Source organism: Salipiger abyssi (assembly GCF_017311415.1).
In the GTDB taxonomy this organism is placed as follows: domain Bacteria; phylum Pseudomonadota; class Alphaproteobacteria; order Rhodobacterales; family Rhodobacteraceae; genus Salipiger; species Salipiger abyssi_A.
In genome coordinates this window covers 177832-195899 of record NZ_JAEKIS010000002.1, presented here as the reverse complement: position 1 = coordinate 195899, position 18068 = coordinate 177832, and the positions used below count along the sequence as shown (strand labels likewise).

Genomic DNA, 18068 nt, shown 5'->3' with positions numbered 1-18068 from the left:
CGTTAACGAACAGGTAACTGGCACTCGCGAAGGTTGTGCGGTCTTGGGGATAACTCTGCAAAACACGACTGACCTAGGGGACATGGAAAGATGATTTGCCAATCAAATAGAGATGTTACGACGCGTTTGCCCGCATGGGTGCCGGAAGACGCAAAACACTATCTGGCGCATACCGAGGGCGGCGAAGCCATTCGGAAACTGGCGCGTCTGGCGGGCTGCCACGCGTCGACGGTGCTGCGCCAGGTGCGCCGGATCGAAACCCTGCGCGACGACCCGCTGATCGACGGCGCGCTGCGGCAACTGGGCCGGCTGCGCGCCGGCGCGGCGGGGACAGACCCCAAGAAGGAGTTCAAGCGGATGAAAGAGCCTCTGCGGGAAGAGCTGACACCCGATGCGGCGATGCTGGCGCGCGAGGCGCGGCGGGTGCTGCGGCGCCTGTGCGAAAGCGGCGCGGTGCTGGCGGTGGCGGCGGAAATGGACAAGGCGGTGGTGGTGCGCGACACCGGCGAGGGCGGTTCGACCCGCACCGCCGTGGTCGATGCGCCGATTGCCCAGGCGATGGCGCTGAAGGGCTGGATCGCCTGCGAGGCGCCCGGCCGCATCTCGCGTTACCGTATCACCGCCGCGGGGCGCGGTGCGCTGAGCAAGCTTCTGGCCGAGCAGGAAAGCAAGCTGCGTGGTTTTTCCGAGGCGCAGCAGGGCTTTGGCAGCACGGCGGAGGCAGAAGCGGCGATGCAGGCGGCGGATGCCGATCCGCAGGCGCGGCGGCGCAGCCTGGTGACCGAGAGCCCGCTGGTGCTGCTGTCGCGGCGGCGCGATCGCGACGGTACGCCGTTCCTCTCCGGGGATCTTGTGCGCGCCGGAGAGCGCTTGCGCGAGGATTTCGAGCTGGCCCAGATCGGCCCGCGCGTGGCGCAGAACTGGGATCAGTTCCTGACCGGCGCCATCGACGGTGGGCGGGGGACCGAGATTGCGCGCGGCCCCGAGGCGGCGCGCGCCCGCGTCGTCGCGGCGCTGCGCGAGCTGGGGCCAGGGCTGGGCGACGTGGCGCTGCAATGCTGCTGCTATCTGGAGGGGCTTGAGACAACCGAGCGCCGCATGGGCTGGGCCGCGCGCTCGGGCAAGGTGGTGCTGCGCATCGCCCTGCAACGGCTGCGCCGCCATTACGACGAGACGGTCGCGCCGGGCGGTGGGCTGATCGGATAAGGGCGGCGTCCGGAGATCTGCCGGAAAGGGCCCGTGTATGATCGCTGACGGGTCGCAAGGGCCCGTCACATACGATTTCCATTTCAGAACATCGTCACACTTCAGCGTCGCGCAGGGAATAAAACCTGCGGGGTATTCCTGTGGCGTGTAAAGCCTACTTGACACTCCGGGAGCTGCCCGGCATGTGTAAAGTGTTCTTTACATTCTCGGGGAGGCTCCCATGCGCAAACTGCTCTTGCTGATGATCGGACTGGTCGCATATGCGGCAACGCTGCTTGTGTCACAGCGGCTGCTCGCCGGGGGGACCGGGATTCAGCCGGTCCGGGTGCTGGTTGCCCTGACGCCGATGATTCCGGCGCTTTTCATCTGCGCCGTGGTGATCCGTGCGATCCGCGATCTGGACGAGATGCAGCGCAAGCTGCAATTCGAGGCGCTCGCGCTGTCTTTCATGGGAACCGCGTTGATTACCTTCGCCTACGGCTTTCTTGAGGGGATGGGCTTCCCCAAGATCTCGATGTTCGCCGTCTGGCCGCTCATGGCGGCGATATGGTTCATCGGCGTGATGGTCGGTCGGCTACGTTTCAGATGAACAACCGTATTCAGGAGCTGCGCCGGCAGCGAGAGTGGTCGCAGGCGCATCTCGCCGCCTGCCTGAAGGTGTCACGGCAGACCGTCAACGCGCTGGAGCGGGGGCGGTATGATCCCAGCCTGCCGCTCGCTTTCAGCATCGCAAAGCTCTTTGGCCTGACAATCGAAGAGATCTTTCAACCCGATCCGGAAGAGCCGTGAGGCCGGTCGCGGTTCATCGCGACCGTTTACAGGCGCTGTGATCGCTTTTCCTCAGCCGCGCGGCAGCGCTGCCGCTTCTGCCGCAAGCGCCGTGATCGCCTCCCAGTCGCCCGCTGTCACCTTGTCCTTCGGCGCGACCCAGCTGCCGCCGCAGCAGAGCACATTGCCGAGGCACAGGTAATCGCCGGCGTTCTTCATGCTGACCCCGCCCGTCGGGCAAAAGCGGATCTGCGGCAGCGGCGCGCCGATGGCCTTGAGCGCCGGTGCGCCGCCGGAGGCCTCGGCGGGGAAGAATTTCTGCACCGTATAGCCGCGCTCCAGCAGCGCCATCGCCTCGGTGGCGGTGGCGGCACCGGGCAGCAGCGGCAGGCCGGCCTCTTCGCAGGCATCGAGCAGGCGGTCGGTGGCGCCCGGGGAGACGCCGAATGTCGCGCCCGCATCGACCGCCGCCGCCACATCGGCCGGGGTCAGCAGCGTGCCGGCGCCAACCATGCCGCCCTCGACCGCCGCCATCTCGGCGATGACCTCGAGCGCCGCCGGGGTGCGCAGGGTGACCTCCAGCGCCGGCAATCCGCCGCGCACAAGCGCCTCGGCCAGGGGGCGCGCATGGGCCGCATCGTCGACCACCAGAACCGGAATGATCGGTGCCAGGCGGCAGAGGGTTTCGGCTTTCTGGCTGGTGGTCTCGGGAGTGATCATGTCGGGCCCTTCGCGATCAATGTGGTGAGTCTGGCGTCTTGCTACCACAGTGGATCATCAGAATGTAAGACGCTAACATTGTGCCGCGACCTAGCCGAATTCCGCCTCGTCCGCTGCCACCGCTGCCCGGAAATCGACCAGCAGCGTGGGGTCGGCGGAATGCACACGGTTCCAGGTGGGAATAAAGGGCGTCTCCTGCGGGTTCTCGATAAAGAGCTGTCCGGCGCGGGCGATGTTGTCGCCGAACATCTCGATGCTGCGCTCCTCGGCGTGGCGGTCGATGGTCAGCCCGTTCATCTTGGCATCGGCGTGATAGGCCTCCAGCAGATCCAGCGCCGAACGGTAATAGGTCGCCTTCAGCGTGCGGAACACATGCGGGGTAAAGACCGTGCCGTCGGCGGCGAGCTTGCGGTAGATCGCCTTGCAGATATCGGTCGACATGCGCGAGAGGCCCTGATTGGCGTCCTCCGCCGAAAGGTCTTGATGCTTGTGGTCGTACTGGTCGGCGATCTCGACCTGACAGACCTGCCGCGGTCCGAGATTGCGCCACGCCTCCGAGAGCACGCCGATCTCCAGCCCCCAGTCGGAGGGGATGCGCAGGTCGGGCAACAGCCCGGTGCGCAGCGCCATCTCGCCCGAGAGCGGGTAGCGGAAGGCGCGCAGATAGTCGATGTAGTCGCGGTCGCCGATGGTGCGCTTGAGCGCGATCAGTAGCGGCGAGACCAGCAGCCGCGTTACCCGCCCGTTCAGCTTGCCCTGTCCGACGCGGGGATAGAACCCCTTGGAAAGCTGGTAGGAAAAGGTCGGGTTGGCCACCGGATAGACCAGACGGTCGAGCATCTCGCGCGTGTAGGTGACGATGTCGCAATCGTGGATCGCCATCACCGCGCTGTCGGCGCAGGAGATCAGATAGCCCATGCAGCCCCAGACATTCTTGCCCTTGCCGGCCTCCTGCGGTGCCAGCCCCAGCGCCTCGAGCCGGGCCATGATGTCGAGCATGCGCGGGCTGTCGTTCCAGATCACCGTGGTGAGCTGCGGCAGCACCGAGAAGAACTCGCGCGCGTGGCGATACTGTGCCTCGTCGGCGCGGTCGAGCCCGATGATGATGCGGTGCAGATAGCTGACCTTGGAGAGCTCGGCGAGGATATTGGGCAGCGCGTCGCCCTCGAGCTCGGAATAGAGCGAGGGCAGGATCAGCGAGATCTTGCGGCTCTGCGCAAAGGTGTCGAGCTCGTAGATCAGCTCTTCCTGCGGGCGCGAGCGCAGGTTGTGGAACTGGGCGATGTTGCCGTTCTGGTGAAAATCGGCCATTTATTTAGCTCTCCCGTTCATTCCGAGCCTGTCGAGAAGCGCGAGGATCGCGGCGTTCCAGCCCTCGGGACCGGGCTGCGCGCTGCGCGTGATGCGCCCGGCGGCTTCGCCGGGCAGGGTGGGGATGCCCTTGCCGTGATCGTTGCGGACGATCACGCCGTGATCGGCTTGTTCCAGCATTTCCACGTCATTGGGCGCGTCGCCGAGCGCAATGGCAGTGTCGGCGCCGAGATCGGTCATGATACCTGCCATCTGCTGCGCCTTGGTGCCGCCGAAGGAGAGCGTCAGGAAGCGCCCGCCGCGTCGTGCTGTCACGCCATGGGTCTTGAGCGCGGCGAGGAAGGCGTCGAGCCGCTCGGGCGGGCCTTGCCAGAGCCCGGGCTCGGAGAAATTGCGCTGCCGGGCAAGCGTGGCGGCGGCGGGCGGCAGGCCGGTGATTTCGGCGACCTCGGCATCGCTCATATCGCCGAAGCCGCGAAACGGCGCGCGCAGATCGTCGGGCAGGGCGCAGAGGATCTCGCGGAGCCGGGCATAGGCCGCGCGGTCGGTTTCCGCCGCGCCGGGGCTGATGCGCGCGGCGCCGTTCTCCGCGATGATGGGCCAGTCGCCGAGGCCAAGCTCCTGATGAAGCGGCAGGATTTCGGCGGCGGTCTTGGAGCTGGCGAGGATCAGCGGGATCTTGTGCCTTTGCAGCGCGTCGAGCGCGGGCTGCGCCGCGTCATGGCTGTAATCGGAATGATTCAGCAGGGTGCCGTCCAGATCCGTGAATACGATGAGCCGCACGCGTTGCTCTTCCCTCGCCGTTTTCGATCACAGTAACCGTATCGCAGGCAGAGGGAAGCGCGGGCGCGAGATTCTTTACAGGTGGCGCGGGGTCACATTGGCGCATCGGGTGGCGAGAGGCGCGAAATTGGGCGGGATGGTTGGCAGATTGCTCAGCCTACAGCGCCACGCCGGGAGAGCCGCGCCATCGCCGGCCCGCGGGTTGGCGAGCCAAGCTACGAGGCTCTTGATTTATCCCGGCCAAATCCGAATGACCTCGACACGCGGCCCTGACGTCAGCAAATCGCCAGCCCGGGGGGCGGGCCGGCGATGGCGCGGCGGCTTCGCCTTGTCCCGCGCCAGGGCACCGCTCAAGTGTAGGGTGGGCAATCTGCCCACCGCAGCTCACGCGACGTGTTCGAGCTTCACATCCGGTGCCACGCCGAGTGCGAAACACACGTCGCGGGTCAGCTCGGGCCGGTTCAGCGTGTAGAAATGCAGCTTGTCCACACCGCCCTCGATCAGCTCCGAGCAGAGCTCGGTGCAGATCGCCGTGGCCAGCAGATCCTGCCGCCCGTCACGCTCGGCGCGGTCGAAGGCTTCGATCACCCAGGCGGGGATCTTGGTGCCGCAATTCTCGGCAAAGCGGCGCGCGCCCTTCCAGTTCTCGATCGGTAGGATGCCCGGCACGATCGGCTTGTCGATGCCCGCCCTCTCGCAGGCGTCGCGGAAGCGGAAGAAGGTCTCGGCTTCGAAGAAGAACTGCGTCAGCGCCTCGGTGGCGCCGGCGTCGAACTTGCGCTTGAGGAACTCGATATCCGCCTGACCCGAGACCGCATCGGGATGCACGTCGGGATAGGCGCCGACGCGAATGTTGAAATCGCCGGTCTCGCGCAGCGCCTCGATCAGCTCGACCGAGCTGCCAAAGCCCTCGGGATGCGGGGTGAAGCCGGTGGCGCCCTTGGGCGGATCGCCGCGCAGCGCCACGATATCGGTCACGCCGGAGGCGCGGAACTGCTCGACAATGGCCAGCGTCTCTTCCTTGGTGGCATCGACGCAGGTCAGATGCGCGGCGACGTTCAGCCCGGAATGCTTGTGCAGGGTCGCCACCACGTCACGGGTCAGCTCGCGGGTGGTGCCGCCGGCGCCATAGGTCACCGAGACAAAGCGCGGGTCCAGCGGTGCCAGCGCCTGCACGGTGTCCCACAGACGGAAAGTCGCCTCGATATTGCGGGGCGGGAAGAATTCGAAAGAAATTTCGGGGCGTTTCATGGCCAGCGTCCTTATGTTCCAAGACCGCCTGGCGGTGCCAGGGACGTCCTCTCATTCACGCCCTTGTCGCAGAAACCGCATTGTGAGACAAACTCATAAATCTCAAGAACAACATGAGTGAAACTTAGGGATGCACCTGGAATTCCGCCATCTGCGCACCATCAAGGCGATCCACGAAGCGGGCGGTCTGGCGCGCGCGGCGGATCAGCTCAATATCACGCAATCGGCTTTGTCCCATCAGATCAAGGGGCTGGAGGATCAGGCCGGGGTCGAGCTCTTTGTGCGCCGGTCGAAACCGATGCGGCTTTCGGCGGCGGGGCTGCGGCTTTTGCGGCTGGCCGAGCAGGTGCTGCCGCAGGTCGAGGCGGCGCAGGCGGAGTTTGCCGGGCTGCGCGCCGGGCGCTCGGGGCGGCTGCATATCGCGATCGAATGCCACGCCTGTTTCGAATGGTTGTTCCCGGTGCTGGAGGCGTTCCGCAAGAGCTGGCCGGATGTGGATGTGGACATTCGCCCGGGGCTGGCCTTCGACGCGCTGCCGGCGCTTCAGAAGGAGGATGTGGATGTGGTGATCTCCTCCGATCCGGAGGATCTGCCCGGCGTCACCTTTACCCCGCTCTTCGATTACAGCCCGGTTTTCGTGGCGGCGGCGGCGCATCCGCTGGCGGCGAAACCCTGGATCGAGGCGGAGGATTTTCGCGGCGAGACGCTGATCACCTATCCGGTGGAACGCTCGCGGCTCGATGTGTTCTCGCAACTGCTCACCCCGGCGCGGGTCGAGCCCGCCGCGATCCGGCAGGTGGAACTGACGGCGGTGATTCTGCTGCTGGTTGCGTCGAATCGCGGTGTATCGGTGCTGCCCGACTGGGTGGTGCGCGAGGTGAAGTACAATTCCGATTACGTCACGCGGCCGCTGACCGAACACGGGCTGACCCGCAGGCTCTATGCGGCGGCACGCAGCGAGGATCTGGAAAAGCCCTATATGCGGGATCTCGTCCGCCTCGCGGGCGAAGAAGCGCGTCGGCTGCAATCGCAGTGAACAGGAGCGTGTCGCGGCACCGGCGGCGCGCGAAAACCCGTCGATAGAGGATGCGCGGGCAGCATCTGTCCCCGGCCCCAGGACAAGGGCCGGGGCACGGAATTCGGGTTGTTTCAGAGGGTCTTGAGATCGGAGGCCATCATGCGACCGTCGCGGCCTTCCTTGAGCTCGTAGCTCACCTTCTGATTGTCGGCGAGGCCGGTCAGTCCCGAGCGTTCGACCGCCGAGATATGTACAAATACGTCCTTGCCGCCTTCGTCCGGCGCAATAAAGCCATAGCCTTTGGTCGTGTTGAACCATTTCACGGTGCCGTTCGGCATGTTCCCGTGCTCCTTCCAGTCTTCCTAATGTTTACCCCGGCAAGGCCGGGCGCCCCGTCACATTCGCCTTTCAGGGGAGGTCAGCCCGACAAGGGATTTCCGTTGCTGATCGTCGAAGGTCACGGAAAAAAGGGTTGCACAGGTGATGTAAAAATCAAGCGAAACACTTCGCTGTCGCAGCAATCGGCGTTAAATTGAGCTTTGGAGCCGATGGAGAGGGCGAGATGCGACTATACGGGCTGAAGAACTGCGATACCTGCCGCAAGGCGCTGAAAGCACTGCCGCAGGCGGAGCTGGTGGATGTGCGGGCAGACGGGATTTCGCCGGATCTGCTGGCGCGGGCCTATGAAACCTTCGGTGAAAAGCTGGTGAACACCCGCTCGACTACCTGGCGCGGGCTTTCCGAGGCGGAGCGCGCGACGCCGCCGCTGGAGCTCTTGCAGCAGCATCCGGCGCTGATGAAGCGCCCGCTCATCGAGGATGGCGGGCAGCTCTATCTGGGCTGGGACAAGACGGTGCAGGCGGCGCTTTCGGCGCAGGTCTAGGCGGTGGCACGGCGGCGGAGCAGCAGCCGGTCGGCAGAGAGCCAGCCGCCGCCTTTCATCACCAGCACCGCGAGGCAGAGCAGCCACAGCAGCCGCTGATCGAGGATCAGCGCATCGGGCATGCGGTCGAACCATGCGCCGAGGGTTTCGGCATGGGCGATGCCGCCATGACCGTAGAGATCGGTGAGGCTCTGCACCGCGACAAAGCCCGCCATGCCGAGTGCCGCGAGCCGGGTGAAGAGCCCGGCGGCGATGAGCAGCGGCAGCAGGATCTCGGCCCAGGTGCCGGCGACGGTCACCAGCCAGTGCAGCGCGCCGAGCTGGCTGGCATCGTAGCCCGCCGCCTCGAACTGTCTGGGAAAGATCTGCGCATAGGCGCCGGTGGAGGGGCGGAGCAGGCCCAAGACCCCGTCGCCGATCTTGGTGCGTGCCGAGGCCCAGAAATAGACCAGCAGCGTGGCGGCGAAGGTGAAGCGCGCGAGCAGCGGCAGCGCGCCGTCGCCATAAAGCGCAAGCCTCTGGGTGGCGCGGTCGTAGAGGGTGAGAAGCAGGGTCATTCTGCGCCTCCGGTGTCGATGGCGGCGATGGCGCCATTGGCCAGCAGCAGCGCCAGCGTGGCGGCGGGGTCGAAACCGGGGCCGCATTGCGTGACCGCATCGCCGAGCCGCATGCCGGAGCGCAACGCGGCGGCGAAGGCAAAGCCTTGTGCGGGCAGGGGCAAGGGTAGCGGGTCGAAGCCGGGCCGGGTGACGATGACATCCTGCGCGGCGCTTGCAGGCGGCGCGGTGCGCTCACCCAGCGCATAGGCGCGGATCTCCACGATGGGCCAGCGCGAGGCGAGGAGCTGCACGGCAGGTGCGAGGTGCAGGCGGGCGGCGGGCAAGGTCTCGGCATCGAGCGCGGCGAGCGCCTCGGGCGCGATGGGGCGCGCATCGGCGGCGTGATAGGCGCGGCGCAAAGCGAGGTCGAGCCGGGCGATATCGGAGAGGAAGGGCAGGCGGCCCAGCCCGTCGATGCCGTCGAGAAAGGCCGGGAAGCCGGCGCCGTATTGCAGGAGCAGCGGCGAGGCGGGCGGGTGCTGGCGCAGGAAGCGGGCGGATAGCCGGGCGAAATTCGTCTCGCCCAGCAGCGCGGCGGTTGCGGGAAAGCCGGTGGCGAGCGCCTCGCTCAGCGAGACCGCGACATTGTTGCGATAGACCGCATAGCGACGCCCGGCGGGGCGGCCCATGCCGTCGGTGAGGTTCTGCGGCACCGGGCGCGTGGCGTCGAGCAGCGCGTGGTGGAATGCGGTCTGGCTCATGCGGCGATCCTCAGACGGGAGAGCGCCTCATCCGCCCTGCGGGCCTCTTCGGCCAGGACTGACCAGTCGGGCACGTCAGTGTCCCATTCGATCAGCACCGGTTTCGGCCCGGAACGCGCCAGCGTGTAATCGAGCAGCGCCCAGACCGGATCGGCCACCTCGCGCCCGTGGCTGTCGATCAGCAGCGGCGCGCCGTGGTCGTCCTCATCCGTGTCATGGCCGCCGACATGGATCTCGCCCACCAGCTCCAGCGGGAAGGCGTCGATATAGCTCTGCGGCGTGAAGCCGAGATTGGTGGCGGAGACAAAGACATTGTTGACGTCGAGCAGCAACCCGCAGCCGCTGCGCCGGGCGATCTCGCGCAGGAATGCGGGCTCTTCCCAGCTGCTCTCGGCGAAAGCGAGATAGGAGGAGGGGTTTTCCAGCAGCATGGGCCGGCCCAGAGCCTGCTGCACCTGGTCGATATGATCGACCACCCGGCTCAGCGTTGCATCTGTATAAGGCAGCGGCAGCAAATCGTTCAGGAACGCGCTGTCATGGGTGGACCAGGCGAGATGTTCGGAAAAACTCGCCGGGTTCAGCCAGCCGATGAGATGCTTCAGCCGCGCGAGATGGTCAGGGTCGAGCGCGCCTTCGCCGCCGATGGAGAGGCCGACCCCATGTACCGAGATGGCAAAGCGCTCTGCCAGCGCGCGGAGCTGCGCCAGCGGGCGGCCACCGTCGCCCATGTAGTTCTCGGCATGGATCTCCAGCCATTGCACCGGCGCGGCGCCGGCAAGGATGTCGTCGAAATGCTGCGGCTTGTAGCCGACGCCCGGCGCGGCGGGCAGAATGGTGCGTGTCATGGGCCTGTCCCCCCAAGGAATGGCGCGGGGCGGCCTGCACCGCCCCGCGCAGCCGTCACGATTGCGGCAGATCGCGGTCGAGCGCTTCGAGCGAGCCCATGCGCTCGGTGCCGTCCATCATCGCCGGCAGCTCGACTTCCATGCAGGTGCCGGCATCGACCAGCGTCCAGGCATTGCCCTGATAATCGACCTTGGATGTGCCGGCGCAGGTGGTGCCGGGGCCGGCGGCGCAGTCGTTCTGGCCGGCCAGCGCCACACCGAAGCATTTCTCCTTCTCCTGCGCCTGAGCGACATGCGCGGTCATGGTCAGAGCGGCGGCGACGGCGCCCATCAGCGCGGCGGATTTCACTTTGTTCGACATGATTTGACTTCCCTAATCTGGTTTGTCCCGTTGAGCCCGGCGGGTCCTCCCTCGGGCTCTCACAGGGTGCCGCGACACGTCGCCACGGGCCATTCACGGCGCCGTTCTTCACGCGTGTGTCAGGCTGCGTCAGCAGCTCCGCCCGGGCGGCAGAACGCAGGGGATTGAAAGAATGGGAGATTTTTGCGGCGCTGAAACATTCCGCTACGTCAGGCGTGGCCTGCGATCACGGATGTTACAACGCAACCGGCCCCCGCGGAGGCTGCGGGGGCCAGGCGTGAGAATTGTTACAATGCTCAGCGATCAGTCGCGCAGGTCCGGCGGTGTCGCATCCAGAGCCAACTCGGCGGCGAGCTCATCGAGCGGACGCACCTGGGTCTGCTTTTCGCCAAGCCGGCGCACGGTCACGGTGCGCTCCTCGACTTCGCGATGGCCTACGGCGAGGATCACCGGCACCTTGCCCACGGAATGCTCGCGCACCTTGTAGTTGATCTTTTCGTTGCGTGTGTCCGCCTCGGCCCGCACCCCGGCGGCCTTCAGCGCGTTCACGACCTCATAAACATACTCGTCCGCCTCCGAGGTGATCGAGGCGACCACCACCTGACGCGGCGCCAGCCAGAAGGGCAGCTTGCCCGCGTGTTCTTCGATCAGAATGCCGATGAAGCGTTCGAAGGAGCCCAGCGTCGCACGGTGCAGCATCACCGGGCGGTGCTTGTCGCCGTCCTTGCCGATATAGGTCGCGTCCAGCCGCTCGGGCAGCACGAAATCCACCTGGAGCGTGCCGCATTGCCAGTCGCGCCCGATGGCGTCGGTCAGCACGAATTCCAGCTTGGGCCCGTAGAACGCGCCTTCGCCCGGGTTCAGCTCCACATCGTTGGTGACCGCGCGCGTGGCATCCATCAGCGCTTTTTCGGCGCGGTCCCAGACCTCGTCCGAGCCGGCGCGGGTGTCGGGCCGGTCGGAGAACTTGATCTTGTAGGTCGGGAAGCCGAGATCGCGGTAGATGCCGGCGAGAAAGCCGATGAATTTCTCGGTCTCCTCGGCGATCTGCTCTTCAGTGCAGAAGATATGCGCATCGTCCTGCGTGAACCCGCGCACCCGCATGATGCCGTGCAGCGCGCCCGAGGGCTCGTAGCGGTTGCAAGAGCCGAATTCGGCCATGCGCAGCGGCAGGTCGCGATAGCTCTTGAGCCCCTGGTTGAAGATCTGAACGTGACAGGGGCAGTTCATCGGCTTCAGCGCGTTCACCGATTTCTCGCGCGCATGCTCCTCGTCCACCTCGACGATGAACATATTGTCCTGGTATTTCTCCCAGTGACCCGAGGCTTCCCACAGCTTGCGGTCGACGACCTGCGGCGTGTTCACCTCGACATAGCCGCCGCGCTGCTGCTGGCGGCGCATATAGTCTTGCAGCGTGGTGTAGATGGACCAGCCGTTCGGGTGCCAGAAGACCTGGCCCGGCGCCTCTTCCTGCATGTGGAAGAGATCCATCTCGCGGCCCAGCTTGCGGTGGTCGCGCTTGGCGGCTTCCTCAAGGAAATTGAGGTATTTCTTGAGATCGTCGCGGTTGCGGAAGGCCACGCCCGAGACGCGCTGAAGCATCGGCCGGTTCACATCGCCGAACCAGTAGGCGCCGGAGACGCCCATGAGCTTGAACGCATCCGCCGGAAGCTGGCCGGTATGCTGAAGATGCGGGCCGCGGCACAGATCCTGCCAGCCGCCATGCCAGTACATGCGGATCGCCGCATCCTCGGGGATGCGGTCCACCAGCTCGACCTTATAGGGCTCGCCGTTCTCCTCGTAGAACTTGCGCGCGCGCTCGCGCTCCCAGATCTCGGTGGTCACCGGCTCGCGGGCGTTGATGATCTCCTTCATCTTCGCCTCGATCTGGCCGAGATCTTCGGGGGTGAAGGGCTCTTCGCGGTCGAAATCGTAGAACCAGCCGTGTTCCGTCACCGGGCCGATGGTAACCTTGGTGGCAGGCCAGATCTCCTGCACGGCGCGGGCCATGACGTGGGCCATGTCGTGCCGGATGAGTTCGAGCGCCGGGGCTTCGTCCTGCATGGTGTTGATGGCGATGGACGCATCGGCCTCGATCGGCCATTGCAGATCCCAGTGCTGCCCGTCGACCATGGCCGAGATGGCCTTCTTGCCGAGCGATTTCGAGATCGACGCGGCGACCTCGGCAGGGGTCACGCCCTTGTCGAATTCACGCGCATTGCCATCGGGAAAGGTAAGAGAGATTTGGGCCATGTGTCTGGCTCTCCTCGTCAGTTTGGCGCCCACGGAACGCCCGGTTGCGGGTTATGTCGGTGCCGCCTTGTGGCGCGCGGGGGCAGGGGTGTCAAGAACCCCGCTGCGGAGGGCGAAAACCTGTGCCCGGCCTGTGTCCCGGGGGCTTGCGGCGGCGCAATAGCTGAATATCTTTAAGGAAAAGAGAAAGGTCTGTGCAATGACGACAACTGTCTCGGCAAAGCTCTGCGGCGCGCTCTGTCTCGGGCTTGCGACCGCGCTCCTGGCGCCGGTCGCGGCCTCTGCCGATAGCGGGTCGCGGCCCAATACGCGCGATCTGCCGCTCACTTACGGGCGGTCGATTCCGCTGACCTATGCGGAACAGCAGCAGCTCATATTCCTCGTGCCGGGGCTCGACCCCGCGATGATCCCGGCGGGGCAGAGCGCGCGGCTGCGCGATGTGATTTACAGCGACCGCACCGATTCCGAAAAGCGCCGGCGCATCAAATGGCTGCTCGATCTCTGAGGGGGGCTGGTGACCCTTCGCAGCGCGTGCGGAGGGGCGTGCTGAACATACGCCCTGCATGCGTGTCCTCCAGCCCGCAAGGCAAGACGGGCGCCGCAGCGCCCGTCCGGTGGATCATACCATTTCGAGGTCGTCTTCGGCCTCGCCGTCATCCTCGATGGCGTCTTCCGGCGTATCGTCCTCTTCCCCGAGGCTGAGCGCTGCGATCAGGTCGCCACTGCCGACCTCCTCGGGATCGAGTGCGCCCGCCTCGATGGCGGCGTCATAGGCCTCGAGCACCTCGTCGGCGCTCTGGAAGCCGCCTTCCGGCGCGTCGATGCGGAACTGCTCGACCGGGTAGCCGTCCTCGTGGAAGGAATAGAAGACGATCGAGTCGAGCGAGGGGATGTCGTAGCCGTCCACTTCTTCCTCGTAATAGCTGAGGTAGTTCTCGAAACTCGGCTCTTCGCCCTCGGGGAGCGAATACTCGTAACCCTCGCGCGGTTCGTCGACGATGAACACACCGTCGAACACCTCGCCGCTTTCCGAGACATCGGTGCCGAACAGCACCTTCTCGAAGGTCGGCTCTTCGGGATCCTCGGGCTCTTCGGGTTCCTCCGGATCGTCGGAGACCGCCTTGATCGAACCGGAATCGGTGCTGGTGGAGGTGGCTCGGATGCCAAATATGTCGATCTCGTCGAGGCTTTCGACATCGAGCTCGACGGTCAGCGTGTCACCCTCGGAAACATAGGTTTCCTTGTCCTCGCCCTCCGGCCCGAGGCCCGGATCGCTGAGCGCCTCGGCATCGTCCCACTGGATGCGCTCGCCGTCGAGCCGGGTGCCGTTCATGTTGAGAGGGCCATCGAGCGAGACGCTTTCGCCGGAAAACTCGTCATCGCCGAAATAGATCGCGTTTACATCCATGCCGCCTTCGAGGACGGAAATATCCGCCAGAAAGGCGCCGTCCTGCTCGTAAAGCGAGACCGTGTAGGACAGGCCTTCCACCTCGTAGGTAAAGATTTTCGAATAATCAGGCATTACTTTCCCTTCCCGTGAACGGAATTCTTCCGATTTGTCTGGGCCCGAACAGGCCGTGGATACCGTCGCGTCAACGCCACAATGTGGCGGGAATAGCATGCAAGGGCCGTATTTTAGACATGAAAATCCCGGTGCAGAGGAAACACATCGTTTCCAATGACCGGGAGTAGAAGGGGATAAGAAAGGGGCAGGGCGCGCCGGGCTCAGCCGCGTTGCGTGGTCGACCAGCGGGCTTCGAGCTTTTCCAGAGCGGCGATGCGCTCATGCGTCTTGGGATGCGAGAGCAGCCAGGCGGGCATCGCGCCGCCGCGATTTGCGGTGAGCGCTTCGAGCTTGGAAAACAAGGACTTCTGCGGCCCGACACCGATGCCGGCCTTGTGCAGCAGGGCGGCGGCATAGGCGTCGGCCTCGTATTCGTCGCCGCGCGACAGCCGGGCCGCGAGCAGCGACATCAGCATATTGGCAAGCCACGGCCCGATGCCCGGCAGAAAGCGCGACAGCACCATTGCGAGCGCCGTGCGCAGCGCGTTCTGGCCGGAAAAATCGATCATCCGCCGCCGTGAATGCCCCAGCGCCACATGGCCCAGCTCATGGGCGATGACGCTGGCCATCTCCTCGGCGCTGACCTCGCCGGCGCGGTAACGGTTGTAAAACCCCCGCGTGATGAAGATCCGCCCGTCCGGCGCCGCCAGCCCGTTCACCGGTTCGATCTCGTAGATATTCACCCGGATGCGCGGCAGGTCGAGCGCGCGCGCCATGCGGTCGGTCAGCGCCTTGAGCTGCGCATCGGCCAGCTCGGTCGATTTCGCGTCCAGCTCGCGCGCGGTGCGCCAGACGGAAAAGCGATACATTGCAATCGCATAGAGCAGGGCGAGCAGAATCGGCGTGAACTTCAGCATATTCGCAATATGGGGTCTCAGCCCCCACCGGCCAAGAGCGCCGTGCCTCCGCCAGACCATCGCGCCCGGCCCGCAATGTCGCAATGTGAGTATTTATCGGAAAGATGAATGCAGATGGTCTTTCATCTTTCTGAAAATACTCAAAAAAACATCCCGGCCAAGGGACCCGGCCGGGATGTCCGTGCGTCGTTCCGTGGCAGAGATCAGCTCTCGGCCTCACCCTCTTCCTCGTCGTCGCCCTGATCGGCGATCCAGGCGACGGAAACCACCGTCTCGCCGGCGCGGGTGTTGAACACCTTCACGCCGCCGGCGCTGCGCGAGCGGAAGGAGATGCCCTCGACCGGCACGCGGATCGACTGGCCGGTGGAGGTGGCGAGCATGATCTGGTCGTCCATCTCCACCGGGAAGGAGGCCACGATCGGCCCGCCGCGCATGGATTTTTCCCAGGCGGTCACGCCCATGCCGCCACGGCCCCGGATCGGGTAGTCATGCGACGAGGACAGCTTGCCCAGACCCTTGGCGGTGATCGTGAGGATCAGGTTTTCCGCCGCCGACATCTCGGCATAGCGCTCGGACGGCAGCAGGCTGTCGGCATTGCCGTCTTCCTCGTCGGCACCCTCGTCCTCGGTCACCCCGGCCATCAGGCGGCGCATCTTGAGATAGGAGGCGCGTTCGTCGGACTCGGCTTCGAAGTGGCGGATCACCGACATCGACACGACCTCGTCGCCATTGTTCAGCTTGACGCCGCGCACGCCGGTGGAGTTGCGCGAGTTGAACACACGCACATCGGGCACCGGGAAGCGGATCGCGCGACCGGAATCGGTGACCAGCATGACGTCGTCGTCTTCGGAGCAGATGCGGGCATTGATCAGCCGGGTGGCCTCGTCGTCACCCTCGAATTTCATCGCGATCTTGCCGTTGCGCATGACGTTGGTGAAATCCGACAGCCGGTTGCGGCGCACCGAGCCCTTGGAGGTGGCGAAAACGATTTGCAGATCGTCCCAATCCTCCTCGTCGCGGTCGACGGGCATGATCGCCGCCACCGAGACGCCCTGCGGGATCGGCAGGATATTGACGATGGCCTTGCCCTTGGAGGTACGGCCACCCTGCGGCAGGCGCCAGCATTTGAGCTTGTAGACCATGCCGGCGGTGGTGAAGAACAAGAGCTGCGTGTGGGTATTGGCCACAAAGAGCTGCGTGACGACGTCGTCTTCCTTCAGCGAGCCGCCAGACACGCCCTTGCCGCCGCGCTTCTGGGCGCGGAATTCGGCCAGCGGCGTGCGCTTGATATAGCCGCCGGCGGTGACCGTGACGACCATGTCCTCGCGCTCGATCAGGTCCTCGTCGTCCATGTCGCCGGCCCAGTCGGCGATCTCGGTGCGGCGGGGCACGGCGAACTGCTCCTTCACGGCGACCATCTCGTTGGTGATGATCTCCATGATGCGCTCGCGCGAGCCGAGGATTTCAAGATATTCCTTGATCTTCTTCGCCAGCTCTTCGAGCTCGTCCGTCACCTCCTTGACGCCGAGCTGGGTCAGCCGTTGCAGGCGCAGCTCGAGGATGGCGCGGGCCTGGCTTTCGCTCAGGTTATAGGTGCCGTCCTCGTTCATCTTGTGGGTCGGATCGTCGATGAGCTGGATATAGGCGGCGATGTCATGCGCCGGCCAGCGCCGGGTCATCAGCTTTTCGCGCGCTTCTGACGCATCCTGCGAGGCGCGAATCGTGGCGACCACCTCGTCGACATTGCTGACCGCCACGGCGAGACCGCAGAGGATATGGCTCCGCTCACGCGCCTTGCGCAGCAGATAGGCGGTGCGGCGCGCCACCACATCCTCGCGGAAATCCACGAAGGCGGTGAGGAAGCCGCGCAGGGTGAGCTGCTCGGGCCGGCCGCCATTCAGCGCCAGCATGTTGCAGGCAAAGCTGGTCTGCATCGGCGTGAAGCGGAAGAGCTGGTTCAGCACCACCTCGGCGGTGGCGTCGCGCTTGAGCTCGACGACGACCCGCACGCCGGAGCGGTCGGATTCGTCCTGCACATGGGAAATGCCCTCGATCTTCTTGTCGCGCACGGCCTCGGCGATGCGCTCGATCATCGTCGCCTTGTTCACCTGATAGGGGATCTCGTCGATGACGATGGCATAGCGGTCGCGCTTGATCTCCTCGACGCGGGTCTTGGCGCGGATGATCACCGAGCCGCGGCCTTCGAGATAGGCCTTGCGCGCGCCCGAGCGCCCGAGGATCACGCCGCCCGTGGGGAAATCCGGGGCGGGGATGTACTCGATAAGCTGCTCCGAGCTGAGATCGGGGTTCTCGATCAGCGCCAGCGTGGCGTCGATCACCTCGCCCAGATTGTGCGGCGGGATGCGTGTGGCCATGCCGACGGCGATGCCCTCGGCACCGTTGACCAGCACGTTGGGATAACGCGCCGGCAGCACCACGGGCTCGTTGCGCTCGTTGGCGTAGTTGGGGACGAAATCGACGGTATCCTTGTCGATATCCTCCAGCAGCGCCTCGGCGGAACGTTCCAGCCGCGATTCCGTATACCGGTAGGCGGCGGGCGGGTCGCCATCCATGGAGCCGAAATTGCCCTGACCGTCGATCAGCGGCAGCGACATGGAGAAATCCTGCGCCATGCGCACCAGCGCGTCATAGACCGCCGAGTCGCCATGCGGGTGATAGCGGCCCATCACGTCGCCCACGGCGGTGGCGCATTTGCGATAGCCCTTGGACTTGGTCTGCCCGTTCTCCCAGAGCGTATAAAGGATGCGCCGGTGCACGGGTTTCAGCCCGTCGCGCAGATCCGGGATCGCGCGGCTGACGATCACGCTCATGGCGTAGTCGAGATAGCTCGACTTCATCTCGTCGATGATCGAGATCGCCGGTCCGCTCGGCGCGGGGCGCTGCGGTCCGCTCATTTCGTCATCGTTTTCAGGGGGTTCCGGCGTGTC

At 65.3% G+C, this 18068-nt stretch carries 19 protein-coding genes; 6 read left to right on the top strand and 13 right to left on the bottom strand.

Going from position 1 to position 18068, the window contains the following annotated elements:
• Window positions 1-90 precede the first annotated feature (90 nt).
• The 3 genes from I6N89_RS04280 (at window position 91) to I6N89_RS04270 (ending at window position 1995) form a co-directional block, all read left to right on the top strand.
• Window positions 91-1206: a DUF6456 domain-containing protein gene (locus I6N89_RS04280; RefSeq protein ID WP_207016981.1), complete on the top strand. Its 1116-nt coding sequence runs from the start codon at window positions 91-93 to the stop codon at window positions 1204-1206.
• Window positions 1207-1426: 220 nt separating this feature from the next.
• Window positions 1427-1795 (top strand): hypothetical protein, encoded by a 369-nt coding sequence (locus I6N89_RS04275; protein ID WP_207016980.1) that lies wholly within the window; start codon window positions 1427-1429, stop codon window positions 1793-1795.
• A complete protein-coding gene (locus tag I6N89_RS04270; protein WP_207016979.1) occupies window positions 1792-1995 on the top strand; it encodes a helix-turn-helix transcriptional regulator in 204 nt (67 codons plus the stop codon). The genes I6N89_RS04275 and I6N89_RS04270 overlap by 4 nt, the downstream gene beginning before the upstream one ends.
• Window positions 1996-2046: 51 nt before the next feature.
• On the opposite strand, the gene eda is transcribed toward I6N89_RS04270, so the two are convergent.
• The 4 genes from eda to metF all read right to left on the bottom strand — a co-directional run bounded on the left by eda (window position 2047) and on the right by metF (window position 6039).
• Complete coding sequence (gene eda, locus I6N89_RS04265; RefSeq protein WP_207016978.1) at window positions 2047-2694, bottom strand: bifunctional 4-hydroxy-2-oxoglutarate aldolase/2-dehydro-3-deoxy-phosphogluconate aldolase; 648 nt, start codon at window positions 2692-2694, stop codon at window positions 2047-2049.
• Between the two features lie 90 nt (window positions 2695-2784).
• Window positions 2785-4005, bottom strand: coding sequence for a glycosyl transferase (locus tag I6N89_RS04260; protein WP_207016977.1), 1221 nt, complete (start codon window positions 4003-4005; stop codon window positions 2785-2787).
• The gene (locus tag I6N89_RS04255) at window positions 4006-4788 is read right to left on the bottom strand and encodes an HAD-IIB family hydrolase (RefSeq protein ID WP_207016976.1); all 783 of its coding nucleotides are present in this window, start codon (window positions 4786-4788) and stop codon (window positions 4006-4008) included.
• 384 nt (window positions 4789-5172) lie between these two features.
• Window positions 5173-6039 carry a methylenetetrahydrofolate reductase [NAD(P)H] gene (metF, locus tag I6N89_RS04250; protein ID WP_207016975.1) on the bottom strand — a complete coding sequence of 289 codons (867 nt, stop codon included), beginning with the start codon at window positions 6037-6039 and terminating at the stop codon, window positions 5173-5175.
• A gap of 130 nt (window positions 6040-6169) precedes the next feature.
• Between metF and I6N89_RS04245 the strand changes: the two genes are divergently transcribed.
• Window positions 6170-7075 (top strand): LysR family transcriptional regulator, encoded by a 906-nt coding sequence (locus I6N89_RS04245; protein ID WP_207016974.1) that lies wholly within the window; start codon window positions 6170-6172, stop codon window positions 7073-7075.
• A 113-nt stretch (window positions 7076-7188) separates the two neighbouring features.
• On the opposite strand, the gene I6N89_RS04240 is transcribed toward I6N89_RS04245, so the two are convergent.
• A complete protein-coding gene (locus I6N89_RS04240) occupies window positions 7189-7395 on the bottom strand; it encodes a cold-shock protein (protein WP_076704715.1) in 207 nt (68 codons plus the stop codon).
• A 224-nt stretch (window positions 7396-7619) separates the two neighbouring features.
• Here I6N89_RS04240 and I6N89_RS04235 point away from each other — a divergent pair, with 224 nt between their 5' ends.
• Window positions 7620-7940 (top strand): ArsC/Spx/MgsR family protein, encoded by a 321-nt coding sequence (locus I6N89_RS04235; RefSeq protein ID WP_207016973.1) that lies wholly within the window; start codon window positions 7620-7622, stop codon window positions 7938-7940.
• Here the strand turns inward: I6N89_RS04235 and I6N89_RS04230 are convergent.
• The 5 genes from I6N89_RS04230 to thrS all read right to left on the bottom strand — a co-directional run bounded on the left by I6N89_RS04230 (window position 7937) and on the right by thrS (window position 12699).
• Window positions 7937-8497, bottom strand: coding sequence for a DoxX family membrane protein (locus I6N89_RS04230; RefSeq protein WP_207016972.1), 561 nt, complete (start codon window positions 8495-8497; stop codon window positions 7937-7939). The two genes, I6N89_RS04235 and I6N89_RS04230, sit on opposite strands and share 4 nt — an antisense overlap.
• Window positions 8494-9240: a DNA-binding domain-containing protein gene (locus I6N89_RS04225; protein ID WP_207016971.1), complete on the bottom strand. Its 747-nt coding sequence runs from the start codon at window positions 9238-9240 to the stop codon at window positions 8494-8496. The genes I6N89_RS04230 and I6N89_RS04225 overlap by 4 nt, the downstream gene beginning before the upstream one ends.
• Entirely contained in the window at window positions 9237-10085 is an 849-nt protein-coding gene (locus I6N89_RS04220) for a DUF692 domain-containing protein (RefSeq protein ID WP_207016970.1), read from the bottom strand. The genes I6N89_RS04225 and I6N89_RS04220 overlap by 4 nt, the downstream gene beginning before the upstream one ends.
• 55 nt (window positions 10086-10140) lie before the next feature.
• Window positions 10141-10446 (bottom strand): DUF2282 domain-containing protein, encoded by a 306-nt coding sequence (locus I6N89_RS04215; protein WP_076704705.1) that lies wholly within the window; start codon window positions 10444-10446, stop codon window positions 10141-10143.
• 303 nt (window positions 10447-10749) lie between these two features.
• Window positions 10750-12699 (bottom strand): threonine--tRNA ligase, encoded by a 1950-nt coding sequence (gene thrS / locus I6N89_RS04210; protein WP_207016969.1) that lies wholly within the window; start codon window positions 12697-12699, stop codon window positions 10750-10752.
• Window positions 12700-12898: 199 nt separating this feature from the next.
• Between thrS and I6N89_RS04205 the strand changes: the two genes are divergently transcribed.
• Complete coding sequence (locus tag I6N89_RS04205) at window positions 12899-13204, top strand: hypothetical protein (protein WP_207016968.1); 306 nt, start codon at window positions 12899-12901, stop codon at window positions 13202-13204.
• A 114-nt stretch (window positions 13205-13318) separates the two neighbouring features.
• On the opposite strand, the gene I6N89_RS04200 is transcribed toward I6N89_RS04205, so the two are convergent.
• The 3 genes from I6N89_RS04200 to gyrA all read right to left on the bottom strand — a co-directional run bounded on the left by I6N89_RS04200 (window position 13319) and on the right by gyrA (window position 18035).
• Window positions 13319-14221, bottom strand: coding sequence for a hypothetical protein (locus tag I6N89_RS04200; RefSeq protein ID WP_207016967.1), 903 nt, complete (start codon window positions 14219-14221; stop codon window positions 13319-13321).
• A 203-nt stretch (window positions 14222-14424) separates the two neighbouring features.
• Entirely contained in the window at window positions 14425-15120 is a 696-nt protein-coding gene (locus tag I6N89_RS04195; RefSeq protein ID WP_207016966.1) for a M48 family metalloprotease, read from the bottom strand.
• A gap of 203 nt (window positions 15121-15323) precedes the next feature.
• Entirely contained in the window at window positions 15324-18035 is a 2712-nt protein-coding gene (gene gyrA / locus I6N89_RS04190; protein ID WP_236016424.1) for a DNA gyrase subunit A, read from the bottom strand.
• Between the last annotated feature and the right edge of the window lie 33 nt (window positions 18036-18068).